Annotated in this window: 12 protein-coding genes; 7 read left to right on the forward strand and 5 right to left on the reverse strand. The window is 63.0% G+C overall.

Annotation, left to right across the window (positions count from 1 at the left end; translation table 11 throughout):
* Positions 1-13 precede the first annotated feature (13 nt).
* From HKK54_RS32620 to HKK54_RS32630, 3 genes are read left to right on the forward strand one after another with little or no spacing between them, the layout of a single operon-like run.
* Positions 14-1,621, forward strand: a complete 1,608-nt coding sequence (locus HKK54_RS32620; RefSeq protein ID WP_169389134.1) for a carboxyl transferase domain-containing protein — start codon at positions 14-16, stop codon at positions 1,619-1,621.
* Between the two features lie 15 nt (positions 1,622-1,636).
* Complete coding sequence (locus HKK54_RS32625; protein ID WP_010166934.1) at positions 1,637-2,443, forward strand: gamma-carboxygeranoyl-CoA hydratase; 807 nt, start codon at positions 1,637-1,639, stop codon at positions 2,441-2,443.
* On the forward strand, positions 2,440-4,377 hold the full coding sequence (locus HKK54_RS32630) for an acetyl/propionyl/methylcrotonyl-CoA carboxylase subunit alpha (protein ID WP_169389135.1): 1,938 nt from the start codon (positions 2,440-2,442) through the stop codon (positions 4,375-4,377). Before HKK54_RS32625 ends, HKK54_RS32630 begins: the two co-directional genes overlap by 4 nt.
* Here the strand turns inward: HKK54_RS32630 and HKK54_RS32635 are convergent.
* Positions 4,374-5,021, reverse strand: coding sequence for a LexA family protein (locus tag HKK54_RS32635; RefSeq protein ID WP_169389136.1), 648 nt, complete (start codon positions 5,019-5,021; stop codon positions 4,374-4,376). The two genes, HKK54_RS32630 and HKK54_RS32635, sit on opposite strands and share 4 nt — an antisense overlap.
* A 129-nt stretch (positions 5,022-5,150) precedes the next feature.
* Between HKK54_RS32635 and HKK54_RS32640 the strand changes: the two genes are divergently transcribed.
* Both HKK54_RS32640 and HKK54_RS32645 read left to right on the forward strand, forming a co-directional pair.
* On the forward strand, positions 5,151-5,513 hold the full coding sequence (locus HKK54_RS32640) for a DUF6124 family protein (protein WP_169389137.1): 363 nt from the start codon (positions 5,151-5,153) through the stop codon (positions 5,511-5,513).
* 466 nt (positions 5,514-5,979) lie between these two features.
* A complete protein-coding gene (locus HKK54_RS32645; protein WP_169389138.1) occupies positions 5,980-7,131 on the forward strand; it encodes a M14 family metallopeptidase in 1,152 nt (383 codons plus the stop codon).
* 51 nt (positions 7,132-7,182) lie between these two features.
* Here HKK54_RS32645 and HKK54_RS32650 read toward each other — a convergent pair whose 3' ends face one another.
* A complete protein-coding gene (locus HKK54_RS32650) occupies positions 7,183-7,722 on the reverse strand; it encodes a cytochrome b (RefSeq protein WP_010166924.1) in 540 nt (179 codons plus the stop codon).
* Positions 7,719-8,801, reverse strand: a complete 1,083-nt coding sequence (locus HKK54_RS32655) for a catalase family peroxidase (RefSeq protein ID WP_169389139.1) — start codon at positions 8,799-8,801, stop codon at positions 7,719-7,721. The genes HKK54_RS32650 and HKK54_RS32655 overlap by 4 nt, the downstream gene beginning before the upstream one ends.
* A 171-nt stretch (positions 8,802-8,972) precedes the next feature.
* On the opposite strand from HKK54_RS32655, the gene HKK54_RS32660 reads away from it, so the two are divergent.
* A complete protein-coding gene (locus HKK54_RS32660) occupies positions 8,973-9,479 on the forward strand; it encodes an RNA polymerase sigma factor (RefSeq protein ID WP_010166918.1) in 507 nt (168 codons plus the stop codon).
* Positions 9,476-10,228 carry an anti-sigma factor family protein gene (locus HKK54_RS32665; RefSeq protein WP_169389140.1) on the forward strand — a complete coding sequence of 251 codons (753 nt, stop codon included), beginning with the start codon at positions 9,476-9,478 and terminating at the stop codon, positions 10,226-10,228. Before HKK54_RS32660 ends, HKK54_RS32665 begins: the two co-directional genes overlap by 4 nt.
* Here the strand turns inward: HKK54_RS32665 and HKK54_RS32670 are convergent.
* Positions 10,225-11,208 (reverse strand): Csu type fimbrial protein, encoded by a 984-nt coding sequence (locus HKK54_RS32670; RefSeq protein ID WP_272903024.1) that lies wholly within the window; start codon positions 11,206-11,208, stop codon positions 10,225-10,227. The two genes, HKK54_RS32665 and HKK54_RS32670, sit on opposite strands and share 4 nt — an antisense overlap.
* A gap of 16 nt (positions 11,209-11,224) precedes the next feature.
* Entirely contained in the window at positions 11,225-13,618 is a 2,394-nt protein-coding gene (locus tag HKK54_RS32675; protein ID WP_169389142.1) for a fimbria/pilus outer membrane usher protein, read from the reverse strand.
* Positions 13,619-13,650: the final 32 nt, after the last annotated feature.

The following is a 13,650-nucleotide window of genomic DNA, read 5'->3' on the forward strand; positions in this document are numbered from 1 at the left end:
CGGAGCGCGCCCCATGGCAACCCTGCACACCCAGCTCAACCCGCGCTCGACGGAATTCGCCGCCAACAGTGCGGCGATGCTCCAACAGGTCGACGCCCTGCACAGCCTGCTCGCCCAGGTGCAGCAAGGCGGCGGCGCCAAGGCCCAGGAACGCCACACGTCCCGGGGCAAGCTGTTGCCGCGGGAGCGGATCAATCGTTTGCTCGACCCGGGCTCGCCGTTTCTGGAACTCAGCCAACTGGCGGCGTATCAGGTGTATGGCGAAGACGTGCCCGCGGCCGGCGTGATTGCCGGGATCGGCCGTGTGGAGGGCGTCGAATGCATGATCGTCGCCAACGACGCCACGGTGAAAGGCGGCTCGTACTACCCGCTGACCGTCAAGAAACACCTGCGCGCCCAGACCATCGCCGAGCAGAACCGCCTGCCGTGCATCTACCTGGTGGACTCCGGCGGCGCCAACCTGCCGCGCCAGGATGAAGTGTTCCCGGACCGCGAGCACTTCGGGCGGATCTTCTTCAACCAGGCCAACATGAGTGCCCAGGGCATTCCGCAAATCGCGGTGGTGATGGGTTCCTGCACCGCCGGTGGCGCCTACGTGCCGGCGATGGCGGACGAAGCGATCATGGTCCGCCAGCAAGCCACCATCTTCCTCGCCGGCCCGCCGCTGGTGAAGGCGGCGACCGGCGAAGTGGTGAGTGCCGAAGACCTGGGCGGTGCCGATGTGCACTGCAAGATCTCCGGGGTGGCCGACCACTACGCCGACAGCGATGAGCACGCCCTGGCCCTGGCCCGCCGCAGTGTGGCCAACCTCAATTGGCGCAAACTGGGCCAACTTCAACAGCGCACGCCGGTGGCGCCGTTATACGGCAGCGAAGAGCTGTACGGCGTGATCCCGGCCGACGCCAAGCAACCGTTCGATGTGCGCGAAGTCATCGCGCGGCTGGTGGACGGTTCGGTGTTCGATGAGTTCAAGGCGCTGTTCGGCACTACGCTGGTGTGCGGCTTTGCGCACCTGCACGGCTACCCGATTGCGATCCTGGCCAACAACGGCATCCTCTTCGCCGAAGCCGCGCAGAAAGGCGCGCACTTTATCGAGCTGGCCTGCCAGCGCGGGATTCCGCTGCTGTTCCTGCAAAACATCACCGGCTTTATGGTCGGCCAGAAATACGAGGCCGGCGGTATCGCCAAGCACGGCGCCAAGCTGGTGACGGCCGTGGCCTGTGCCAAGGTGCCGAAGTTCACCGTGATCATCGGTGGCAGCTTCGGCGCCGGTAACTACGGCATGTGCGGCCGCGCCTACGACCCGCGCTTCTTGTGGATGTGGCCCAACGCACGCATCGGCGTGATGGGTGCCGAACAGGCCGCCGGCGTGCTGGTGCAGGTCAAGCGCGAACAGGCCGAGCGCGCAGGCCAGGGTTTCAGCAGCGAAGAGGAAGCCGCGATCAAACAGCCGATCCTCGACCAGTACGAAACCCAGGGCCACCCCTACTACTCCAGCGCACGGTTGTGGGACGACGGCGTCATCGACCCGTTGCAGACCCGCGACGTGCTGGCCCTGGCCTTGTCCGCCGCACTGAACGCCCCCATCGAGCCGAGCCGCTTCGGCGTGTTCCGCATGTAAATGGAGCTGCACCCCATGAGCGATTTCAACACCCTCGAACTGGTCACCGATCCGCGTGGCTTTGCCACCCTGTGGCTCAGTCGTGAAGCCAAGAACAACGCGTTCAACGCCGAAATGATCCGCGAACTGATCATCGCCCTCGACCAGGTCCAGGGCGATCCAGCCCTGCGTTTTTTGGTACTGCGCGGGCGCGGCAAACACTTCAGCGCCGGCGCCGACCTGGCCTGGATGCAGCAGTCGGCCGAGCTGGATTACCACACCAACCTGGACGACGCCCGGGAACTGGCGGAGTTGATGTACAACCTGGCCAAGCTGAAGATTCCGACGCTGGCCGTGGTTCAGGGCGCGGCCTATGGCGGTGCCCTGGGGTTGATCAGTTGCTGCGACATGGCCATCGGCACCGATGAGGCGCAGTTCTGCCTGTCGGAAGTGCGCATCGGCCTGGCGCCTGCAGTGATCAGCCCGTTCGTGGTGCAGGCGATCGGCGAGCGCGCAGCCCGTCGATATGCCCTCACGGCTGATCGCTTTGGGGGCCAGCGCGCACGGGAAATCGGGCTGCTGGCGGAGAGTTATCCGACGGCCGATCTGGATGTGCAGGTTGAACGGTGGGTTACCAACCTGCTGCTCAACAGCCCGGCAGCCATGCGCGCCAGCAAGGATTTGCTGCGTGAGGTCGGCCATGGGGCGCTCACCCCGGCACTGCGTCGCTACTGCGAAAACTCCATCGCGCGGATCCGCGTCAGCGCCGAAGGCCAGGAAGGCTTGCGCGCCTTTTTGCAAAAACGCTCGCCCAACTGGCAGTCCCAGGAGCCGCGTTCATGAAGACGCTTACCACTGTATTGGTGGCCAACCGCGGCGAAATCGCCTGCCGGGTGATGCGCACCGCCAAGGCCATGGGCCTGACTACCGTGGCCGTACACAGCGCCACGGACCGTGACGCACGGCATTCCCGCGAGGCGGATATTCGTGTGGACCTGGGCGGCAGCAAGGCCGCCGACAGTTACCTGCAAATCGACAAGCTGATCGCCGCGGCCCAGGCCAGCGGCGCCCAGGCCATTCACCCGGGTTACGGGTTTCTGTCAGAGAACGCCGGGTTCGCCCGCGCCATTGAAGCCGCCGGGTTGATCTTCCTCGGCCCGCCCGCCTCGGCCATTGATGCCATGGGCAGCAAGTCGGCGGCCAAGGCATTGATGGAAACTGCCGGCGTGCCGCTGGTGCCGGGTTACCACGGCGACGCCCAGGACCTGGAGACCTTTCGCCAGGCGGCCGAGCGCATCGGTTACCCGGTGCTGCTCAAGGCCACGGCGGGCGGTGGCGGCAAGGGCATGAAAGTGGTCGAGGACGTCAGCCAGCTGGCCGAAGCCCTGGCCTCGGCCCAGCGTGAAGCGCTGTCCTCGTTTGGCAATGCGCAGATGCTGGTGGAGAAGTATTTGCTCAAGCCGCGTCACGTGGAAATCCAGGTGTTCGCCGACCAGCATGGGCATTGCCTGTACCTCAACGAGCGCGATTGCTCGATCCAGCGGCGCCACCAGAAAGTCGTCGAGGAAGCACCGGCACCGGGCCTGAGTGCCGAGCAACGCAAGGCCATGGGCGAGGCGGCAGTTCGTGCGGCCCAGGCAATCGGTTATGTGGGTGCGGGCACGGTGGAGTTTCTGCTGGACGCACGGGGCGAGTTTTTCTTCATGGAGATGAACACCCGGCTGCAGGTGGAACACCCGGTGACCGAAGCCATCACCGGCCTGGACCTGGTGGCCTGGCAGATTCGTGTGGCCCAGGGCGAGCCACTGCCGATGACTCAGGAGCAGGTGCCACTGCGGGGGCATGCGATTGAAGTGCGGCTGTACGCCGAGGACCCGGCCAATGATTTCCTGCCGGCCACCGGGCACCTGGCGCTGTACCGCGAGTCCACGCCTGGGCCGGGGCGCCGGGTGGACAGCGGCGTCGAACAAGGCGACAACGTGTCACCGTTCTACGACCCGATGCTGGGCAAGCTGATTGCCTGGGGCGAAGACCGCGAGCAGGCGCGACTGCGGCTGCTGGGTATGCTGGATGAATTTGCCGTGGGTGGCTTGAAGACCAACCTGGGCTTTTTGCGGCGCATCATCGGCCATCCGGCGTTTGCGGCTGCCGAGCTGGATACCGGGTTTATCCCGCGTTATCAGGATGAGCTGCTACCGGCCCCCGGCGAGTTGAGTGATGAGTTCTGGCAGGCCGCGGGCCAGGCGTTCATGCAAACCCGGCCGAGCGCTGATTCCAGTTCACCCTGGGCCGACACCCATGGCTTTCGCGCCGGGTTGCCCGCCGAGGTTTCCCTGCATTTGAGCTGCAACGGCCAGGATCGCCTGGTCACCCTGCAAGCCGGCGTCAACCCGCCCCGGTTGCACGGCGAGCAGTTGCTGATCGACCGGCAAGGTGTGCGCCGCTCTCATCTGGCGGTGCGCGAGGGCGCCAGCCTGTTTCTGCGTTGGGACGGCGAAGTGCACAGCGTCAGCCTGTTCGACCCGATCGCCGCCGTCGACGCCAGCCAGTCCCATCAGGGCGGCCTGACCGCACCGATGAACGGCAGCATCGTGCGGGTGCTGGTGGACGTCGGCCAAACGGTGGAAGCCGGTACGCAACTGGTGGTGCTGGAAGCCATGAAGATGGAACACAGCATTCGCGCGCCCCATGCCGGGGTGGTCAAGGCGCTGTATTGCCAGGAAGGTGAAATGGTCAATGAAGGCAGCGCACTCGTGGAACTGGAAGCCGCGAGCTAAAACCTTGTGACCGCCTGTACCACCACACCGATGATGCGGCACTCCTCGCTGAACAGCATTTTCGGGTAAGTCGAGTTGAGCGGTACCAGGTAAAGCTGACCGCTGTCCTTCACCAGTTTGCGCAAGGTGGCCTGGGGATTAAATGCCCATTGGGCCACCACCAGTTTGCCCGGCTCAGGCCGGATGGCCGGGTCCACCAACACCATCATGCCTTCGGTGATACTCAAGCCGGCGGGGGCGGTCATGGCATCGCCGATCACCCTCAGCCAGAACGCCTTGCCACGGGCCTGATAGTCGCTCATCCGGAAACGTGCAGCACCGTAAGGCCGGGATTCTTCCTGCAATGGGTACCCTCCTTTCCCTTCGCTCACCGGGTAACGGTAATGGGGGTTGTAGTGCGGCGTTGGCTCCAACTCTTCTTCCACCGGTGCGACCGCTTTTTCGCGAACCACCAACGCGACCTCAAGGTCGCCAAGGCCCAGTTCGTCCATCACCCGATTCATGTCGGCAAGGCTCGGCACCCGGCGCTTGTTCAGCCAATGGCCGACTCCGCCCTGGGACATGCCCAGGCGTGAGGCCAATTGATCCTGCGTGACCTTGAGATCTTTCATGCTGGCCTTGACCAGCGCTATCCATTTATCCATGGGGCCTGACAATACGTTGTGTACTCGCAGCGACAATAAACAGTTTGTAGTAATCAATAAAACGCCATAAATACGATTAGTACTAATATCGGTTGCAGGCTTTCGACATCCACCCAGAGCACCGACTTCATGACGACAACCCCCTATCCACTGCCCGAAACCTGCGACGAAGACGAGCTGCTGTTCATGCGCAGCAGCGGCGCTGCCCAACGCGCGCTGGACTATTACTTGAAAGAGGATCTCGCCACGCCGTCCGTTGACGACACCTTGTTTGCAGTCAAACCGGGCATCAGTGATGAGGAAGCGCTGGTGCACGCCTCCGACCTGCTGCGCAGTGCCGCAGCCACTGCCTACGAATCGGCAAACAGCAGCCACGGCAACAGCCGGGACCTGGCGTTTTCAGTGGTCTATTTGATTGATATGGCGAAGGTGATGGTGGAGCGGTCGCTACGGCTTTCGACCCGGGAGGCCGAACACTCGGCGAGGATGTAACAGACGCGAAGGAAAAATATTTCTATCTGGCGGATAAAAACATTTGACTTGCAAATGATAATGATTATTATTGGACCTAGCTGATCGCGAGATCAGTCGATAGACCAAGAGACCTTAGGTCGGACTCTTGGAATATCTCCTCATCAGGCTAATCACGGTTTTTGACCCGGCTCTTTGGCCGGGTCTTTTTTTGCCAGTTTTTCCTGGCGTGGCTTCAGGCTAATGAAGACTGTGTGTTGCTTGATGGCGCGCATGGTAGCAAAAGACTATCGCCAAAAGAAAGTCGATCCGGCGCTCTGGCCCGGTTCTTTCAAAAATAGCACTTGAGAATCAATCTCATAGATTCTAAGCTGCTGCGGCGTCATGGACGACGCCCCCCTCTTCCCCCACAAAAAATTGCATCCAGGCTTTACCCCGCTCCGGTGTAAAATGCCCGCCACAACACTCATATTCAGGCAACCAGACTATGACCGTGGCCTTGACCTCCATCAAGATCAGCACCGACTTCGACAGTGGCAACATCCAGGTGCTCGACGCCAGTGATGCCCACCAGTTGCTGCTGGCCATCAAGCCCGATACACGCAGCCAACACTTCCAGTGGTTCCACTTCAAGGCCGAAGGCATGCACGTGGGCCACAGCCACACCTTTCGCTTGAGCAACGCCGGCCACTCTTCCTACAAGCACGCCTGGAGTGGTTACAACGCCGTGGCGTCCTACGACCATATCAACTGGTTTCGGGTACCCACCCGCTTTGATGGCGAGACGCTGCACATCACCCTCGAAACCCGGGAAAAACAGGCCTGGTTCGCCTACTTCGAACCCTACAGCCGCGAACGCCATGCCTGGCTGATCGACCAGGCGCTGAACCGCGCCGGCACGCAATTGCTGGCCACCGGCAAGAGTGTCGAAGGGCGTGATATCCCGCTGCTGCGCCGGGGCAAAGGCGAGTCCAACAAGCGCAAGGTCTGGATCATCGCCCAGCAGCATCCCGGCGAGCACATGGCCGAATGGTTTATGGAAGGCATCATCGAACGCCTGCAACAGGACGGTGACGCCGAGCTGAAAAAACTGCTGGCCGCCGCCGACCTGTACCTGGTGCCCAACATGAACCCCGATGGCGCGTTCCATGGCCATCTGCGCACCAACGCCATGGGCCAGGACCTTAACCGGGCCTGGCAAAGCGCGAGCCAGGAGATCAGCCCGGAAGTGCTGTTCGTCCAGCAGCAAATGGAAAAGTATGGCGTTGACCTGTTCCTGGATATCCACGGCGACGAAGAAATCCCCTACGTGTTCACCGCCGGCTGCGAAGGCAACCCCGGCTACACGCCGCGCATCGAGCAATTGGAAAAACACTTCCGCAGCCACCTGAGCGGCCTCACCCGCGACTTCCAGACCGTGCACGGCTACACCCGCGACCTGCCGGGGGAAGCCAACATGACGCTGGCGTGCAACAGCGTCGGCGAGAAGTTCGACTGCCTGTCCCTGACCCTGGAAATGCCCTTCAAGGACAACGACGACGCGCCCAACCCGCACACCGGCTGGTCGGGCAAACGCTCGATGCAGTTGGGCAAGGATGTGCTGAGCACCGTGGCGGACATCGTCGGCGTACTGCGCTGATCCCTGCACCCGGCGACCGCTGCGCAATCGCAGCGGTTGCCGGGCAAGGTGTCAGTCCTTGGTTCCAGTCATGCTTTGCAGCACGCCGTCACGCCGGATCAAACCGTGGAACAGCGCCGCCGCCAAGTGCAACAGCACCGTCAGAAACAGCAAATACGCCAGATACCCGTGAGCTTTGCGCAACACCGCAAACAACGGCGCATTCGCCCCGACCAGCGCCGGCAGCTGCACCGAACTGCTGAGCATCACCGGATCGCCGGCCGCCGAAATCATCGCCCAACCCAGCAGCGGCAACACCAGCATCAGGGCGTACAGCACCACATGGGACGCCTTGGCCGCCAGCGCTTGCCACAGCGGCAAGTCCGCGGGAAGCGGCGGCTGACGCGTGGAAAAACGCACGACCAAGCGCACGATCACCAGCGCCAGGATCGCAATACCCAACGGCTTGTGCAGATGGATCAGCCACTCATGGCGCTCCGACACCGACGCCACCATGCCCGCGCCAATAAACAGCATGGCGATGATCATCAACGCCATGAGCCAATGCAGCAGCCGCGCCAGCGGGGCGAAAAACCGGGGTTGAGCATTCATGGCTTCGACTCCTGTGGGGCGCTGTGCAACTGGCTGACTTCGCTGGTGCGACGCAGGTAAGAACTGGCGTACGCCGCCGAACGGGCGGCCAGCAGTGGGTCATTCGAGGCTTCGATACCGCTCGGCAGAATCAGTGGATCAAAGTTGATGTCGCGGCAGTCGCCGTCCATTTGCGGCTGGCTGCTTTCCAGCACCAGCGTGCCCGCGTTCAGCACTTTGTGCTCGCCGCTCCAGGTCTTGCTGGCGTCGTCCACCGGGTCGCCCGGGTTGGCCAGTGTGACGTTCAACTGCCAGCGCAACGGGCCGGCTCCCAGGCGCTGCGCCAGGTCTTTTTCAAGGAAATCGCTGCCGGCTGGCGCCGTGGCACCCGGTGCATCCTGGCTTTGTGGCACGACGCCCCAACGCACGGCCTGGCGCTGGCCACTGGCGTTCACCAGGTAAAACGCGTTGATACCGTTATAGGTTTCGGTGGCATAGCTGGCGGACGGCTTGGCGGTCTTGACCCAGGCCAGGAACGGCACGGTCTCGGGATGCGCCGCGAAAAACGCCGGCATGGCAGTCGGATTCGGCTTGCCGGTGGCCGGGTCTGGTGCACCGGCCTTGAGCATTGCAAAGAAGGCCTCGGGCGTGCCCACCGGGAACACCGGCATGCTGTTCATCCCGGTGCGCCATTGCTGGCCGTTAGCCAAGCTGAATTGCAGGGCAAAACTGCGGATCGGTACGCTGCTGTCCGGCGCATAAGGGTTGCCGCTGGGCAGCGCAAAACGCCCGATAACCGGCGTGCGCGCTTCACTGAAGACCTGGGCACTGGAGTACTGGCGCGCCTCGGGGCTGCTCTCGAAATAACCGGCCACGCACACGCCCTTGGCATGGTTGCGACGGTAACCAGGGTGCAAACCGTTGTTGGTTTCCAGGGCATTGACCAGGGTTTTGGGACGCAACCGTTGTGGGTCGAGGCTGCCATTGACGTAGGCGAACGCCCCGGCCACGACGGCAACCACCACGCCGATGCTGGCCAACCGAATTATCAGGCTTGCGGTGCTCAGCGGCGGACGGGGCGGTGATGAGTGATCTACCATGAAATAACTCCAGGGCCCAAGGCCTTGAGTGGGTGAAACATAAGGTCGGAACACTTGGGACGTACGCCAGCGCACTCTATTCCCTGGCCGGCTGTTTATTTTTATTGGCCTGGAATAACCTTCAACGCCGGACGTCTTCCTAGTCCCAGCGTAGTGACTAGCCAGAATCCCATGCACGAACTCGACGAACAGTTACGTGAACTCATCCCCAGGTTGCGGCGTTTTGCCGTGTCCCTGACGCGTAACAGCAGCAGTGCCGACGACCTGGTACAGGCCAGCCTTGAACGCGCGATCATCAGTTGGGCCGACAAACGCCTCGAAGGCGACTTGCGCGCCTGGCTGTTCTCGATCCTGTACCGGCAGTTTCTCGACGCCCACCGGCGTTCCCGGCGGTACACGCGCATGTTGGAGTTTTTCACCGGCCGCGATGATTCGCAGCCGTCGGTCGAGCGCACGGTCATCGCGCAATCGACCCTGCAAGCCTTCGATAAATTGAACACCGAACAACGTGCCCTGCTGCTGTGGGTGTCGGTGGAAGGCTTGAGCTACAAAGAAGTCGCCGACATCCTCGAGGTGCCTGTGGGCACCGTGATGTCGCGCCTGTCCCGTGCGCGCCAGGCCCTGCGCCAGCTCAGCGACGGCGAAATCACCAGCCCTGCCCTGCGGATACTCAAATGATCAGCCTGCCTCCCAGCGAACGCGATTTGCATGCCTACGTCGATCACCAGCTCCTGGACGCCGACCGCCGTCAGCTCGAAACCTGGCTGGCGGCCCACCCGGAGGTCGCCGCCCAGGTGCATGCCTGGCAGCAGGATGCACAGCACCTGCGGGCATCCCTGAGCGGCGCACTGCAACAGCCGGCCAACCCCGAGCTGGACCCGGCCCTGATTCGCCAGCGGGTCAAACGCCAGTCACGCCGTCACCTCGCGACCGCTGCCGTGCTGTTGATCGCCGTGAGCGTGGGCGGCCTCGGCGGCTGGCAGGCCCGCCAGGCAACCCTGGCCGACAACGTGTTGCCCATGACCGACGCGATGCAGGCCTACCGCCTGTTCGCCCAGGACGGCATCCTGCCCGCCGACTACCACGTGCAAAGCGATGGCGACATGCAAGGCTGGCTCGACCGTTACTTCAACCAGGCCTACCGCCTGCCAGACCTGAGCCAGGCCGGGTTCAAGGCGGTCAGCGGGCGCCTGCTCAGCACCGAACAAGGCGCGGCGGCCATGGTGCTGTATGAAGACCCCCAAGGGCGGCGCATCAGTTTCTACATTCGCCCGCCAGGCCCGGAAAACAAATTCCTGCCCCGGGGCAGCCGCAGTGCCGACGGTCTGCAGGCCGAGTACTGGTCGGGCGCGGGCTACAACTATGCGATGGTCAGCCCGCAAGACCCGTCGACCACACAATTGCTCAAGCAGACGATGCGCTTCTAGAAGCCCACATCCAGCACCACGTTGTCGGTGTAGGTGCCGGCCGGTGGTGTGGCCTGGTTGGGATAGATCGCAGCGTTGTAGTTGAACACCTGGCTGCCGGTGCCCAGGCCATTTCCGGGATTCACCTCCGCCGTGGAGCTGGCGCGCCGGGCGGTGGTCACGCTGCCCCAGCGGGTGGTGGTGGCGCTTTTGAAGATGTCGTAAGTCAGGAAGTTGCTCCCCGAGACCATCCGCCGCTGCCCCCCCACACTCACCGGGTTCAGTCCGTCGCTGATACCCACGGTGTACGCACTGCCCTTGGTGCAGGTAATAGTGGCCTGCCCGTTCACGCTGGAAAAACCACTGATCACTGGCGCGCTGCCAAAACTGATATTGGGCGCGGTGATCTGGCAGTCGTTGCTCACCGTCATGCTGACCGTCAGATTAGCCGTACCCGTGCCGGAATCCCGGAAGACACACAGCGTCCCAACCCCCAGGACCGAGCAATAGTTCCAGACCCAGGCGATGCTGAGTGTCTCGGTGTAGAGGCCGGCAGCCACATTGCTTCCCGTGATCGAGCTCAGGTAAAGCGGCAAGGTTTTGGTGCCCGGCCCGGAAACCAGGCCAACGCTTTGAGCAATGCCGGTAGCACCGAAATCGAATTGGACGCCACGGGTAATCGGGTAACTGGTGCTGTTATTGCCGTAAATCGTATAGCCGATGACATCCCCGGTAGGCCCCACCATGCCGCTGGTCGCCGAGGTGATGGTTGCATAGAAGTGATCACTGGCCGCCAGCAGCGAGATCAGCGTGGCCCCGCAGTTCAAGCCGGCATTGGTGGTAGAACTGGTCTGGGCGGCGGTGCGTACCGTCATCGAACTGATCGAGCCAAAGCTGGCCGGCGAGGTGGTTCCCGGCACCGTACACGCGGCCATGGCCGGGGTCGAAACCCCCAGGCCCACCAGCACCAGCCATCCAACTATCCATCCCTTGCCCCGCACACTCACACTCCTTATGTCATTGGCAAACCAGCGGCCCGATCAGCGGCACCTGCTCCTCGTTGATATCCAGGTCGAACGTCGCCTGGCAGGTACGGCCCTCGCCCACAGTGACCTGCAAGGTGTTGTGGGCCGCCAGGTTCTCCAGGTACACCAGGCCATCCCAACCCACCACCGCCCGCGCCCCGGTTTGTTCATGGCGCACCTGACTGCCCAGCGGCAGGTCCTGATGCTGTGCATCCACCAGGGTGATACTGGCCGCTACCACCCGGCGCAGCGGGAACTCCAACAAGTAGCCACTGCCGCGCCGTACCGCCACGCGCTGCTCGACGTTGGGGGTCTGCACATTGACCGGCAGGTTCAGCGGGTCGATTTCATATTTGCCGCGGTAGTAAGCGCTGCTCCACGGCACCAGCAGATGCCCGTTGCGATCGGTTTCACCCACCAACTGGTTTTCGTAGAGCACCGGCACCCCGGCATAACCGTCGGTGCTCACCACCACAAACGCGTCATTGACCCGGTTGGCCGTGAACACTTGCTTGTCCATCCACACCAGCGAGCCGCTGGCGTCCGCCCAACGGGTCTCGGCGTCGCTGCTGCCGTACACGCCCGCCTGCAATTGCACCGACTGCATGCGCCAGGTCAGGTCGGCCTGGCGATACGCCGGCCCGTCGCCGCTGGCGTAACCCAGGTTGTAGCCCACGCCGCCCTCGGAGGGCACCGCACGGCTGTAGTTGACCCGCTGGCGACTCTCGCCGGCCTGGCTGCGCTCGTTGCTCAGGGCCAGGCTGCCGTAGATGTCGAACGGGATCACCAACTGCGCCTGCATGGCCCAGTTGCTGTCGCCCACCTCGCGGTTGGCCGACAGATAGAAGCTGGTGTTGCGCCACAGCTGCTTGCTCCAGGTCAGGTTCAACAACCGGGTGCGTGAATCATCGGCGGCCTGCACATCGAAATAGCCGGCGCCGATGCTGCCGTAATCGTTGAGGTTCAGGCTCAGGGTCACCTGTTCGCTGCGTTTGCTGAGGCTGGCGTAAGGGGTGTCGACCAGGGTCAGGTCGGCGTACTGGTCGCGGCGCTCCACCCGCTGGTACGACAGGCTGTAGCGCTGGTTGCTGTATTGATAACCGAAGCTCAGTTGCTGGCCGGTCTCGCCGTCAAACTGGCTTTGGCTGAGGGCCGTGTTGAGTACGCCGAAGTTGCCCAGCCTTACGTTACCGCCCAGCCCGCCCAGGGTCAGGTCGCCTGAGGCTTCGGCATGGCTTTCCAGGGTGACGTAGTTCGAGACCCCGTAACGGAACGTGCCGCTGGCCACGCCGGGTCCGTAGCCAAAATCCCGAAGGGTGTAGTCCCGACGTAAATTACCGGCCGCCACCGAAAAATCCGACAAGCCTTTTTGCAGCAGGGTGCTGGTGACGTAGAACGGCACCGTGGTCGACACTTGCCGGCCCAGGGCATCGGTGGTGACCACCACGGCTTCCCCCGCACCGTTGATAAACGGTACGTTGGTCAAGGTGTAAGGGCCCGGCTGCAAGTCGGCGCTGCTGGATTTGTAGCCGTTGATAAACAGGTCCACCGACGACGGCACCGCCGCCTCCCCGGCAAACTGTGGCAAGGGATAGGTCACCAGGTCGGGCCGTACGCCGAAGTCCCGCGACACTTGCACCCCGCCCAGGCGCACCGAACTGCTCCACGGCAACGCGCCGCTGATCACGTCGCCTGCTTCGTAGGTCAGCAGGCGCTCATCGTCGGAAAAGCGCCAGGTGGTGTCATAGCGCCGATAGCCATTGTTCAGGGCGCTGCCATTCGTCTGGCTGCCAAACGTGGTGCGGTATTGGCCGGTATTGGACAGGGTGCCCCACGTGTCGAACAGCCGCAGTTCGTTGAAGACGCCCAGGTAAGTGCCGGCATCATCGGTGTCATTCAGGTAGGCATCGTAGTTGAGCAACGCACCAAAACTGGTGAGCGCCTCGCTGCGCGGATAGTTATTGCGGTTGCCGATAAACTGCTCCGGCAGCCACGCCGGCGGCACCGTCAGCATCAGGCGCTGGCCCTGGCTGTCATAGTCGGTGTGCAGGCCGGGCACGTGGTCCAGCGCGACCTCGCTGGTGATCTCAGCCGGCAGTTTCATGCCGACATCCCGCAACGTCGCCGCCGGCAGAAACAACCCGCCGGCACGCTGATCCACAGCGACCACCCGGCCGGTGTCCATCTGGTTGACCACCAGTTCGAGGAACAACTGTGCATCGGCAACAGCCTCCATACTGCTGGGGGGCGGTGGCAACGGAGCGGCCACGCCAAGCGGCGCAAGCGCCAGGCCAGACAGGCCTCCCACCACCCACACCGATCGCCATAGACTGCGAGCCCGATCATGGCTCACCAAGGCTTTGTGTCCATCAATGGACATCTCCATCCGTTAAGACCAAGGGCTGCTCCATGCCCTAT

Origin of the sequence: Pseudomonas sp. ADAK13, assembly GCF_012935715.1 — a bacterium.
Lineage (GTDB): Bacteria > Pseudomonadota > Gammaproteobacteria > Pseudomonadales > Pseudomonadaceae > Aquipseudomonas.

Coding starts and splice junctions, on each gene's coding strand:
- HKK54_RS32620 (WP_169389134.1), top strand. CDS start 14: ATGGCAACCCTGCACACCCAGCTCAACCCGCGCTCGACGGAATTCGCC.
- HKK54_RS32625 (WP_010166934.1), top strand. CDS start 1,637: ATGAGCGATTTCAACACCCTCGAACTGGTCACCGATCCGCGTGGCTTT.
- HKK54_RS32630 (WP_169389135.1), top strand. CDS start 2,440: ATGAAGACGCTTACCACTGTATTGGTGGCCAACCGCGGCGAAATCGCC.
- HKK54_RS32635 (WP_169389136.1), bottom strand. CDS start 5,021: ATGGATAAATGGATAGCGCTGGTCAAGGCCAGCATGAAAGATCTCAAG.
- HKK54_RS32640 (WP_169389137.1), top strand. CDS start 5,151: ATGACGACAACCCCCTATCCACTGCCCGAAACCTGCGACGAAGACGAG.
- HKK54_RS32645 (WP_169389138.1), top strand. CDS start 5,980: ATGACCGTGGCCTTGACCTCCATCAAGATCAGCACCGACTTCGACAGT.
- HKK54_RS32650 (WP_010166924.1), bottom strand. CDS start 7,722: ATGAATGCTCAACCCCGGTTTTTCGCCCCGCTGGCGCGGCTGCTGCAT.
- HKK54_RS32655 (WP_169389139.1), bottom strand. CDS start 8,801: ATGGTAGATCACTCATCACCGCCCCGTCCGCCGCTGAGCACCGCAAGC.
- HKK54_RS32660 (WP_010166918.1), top strand. CDS start 8,973: ATGCACGAACTCGACGAACAGTTACGTGAACTCATCCCCAGGTTGCGG.
- HKK54_RS32665 (WP_169389140.1), top strand. CDS start 9,476: ATGATCAGCCTGCCTCCCAGCGAACGCGATTTGCATGCCTACGTCGAT.
- HKK54_RS32675 (WP_169389142.1), bottom strand. CDS start 13,618: ATGGAGATGTCCATTGATGGACACAAAGCCTTGGTGAGCCATGATCGG.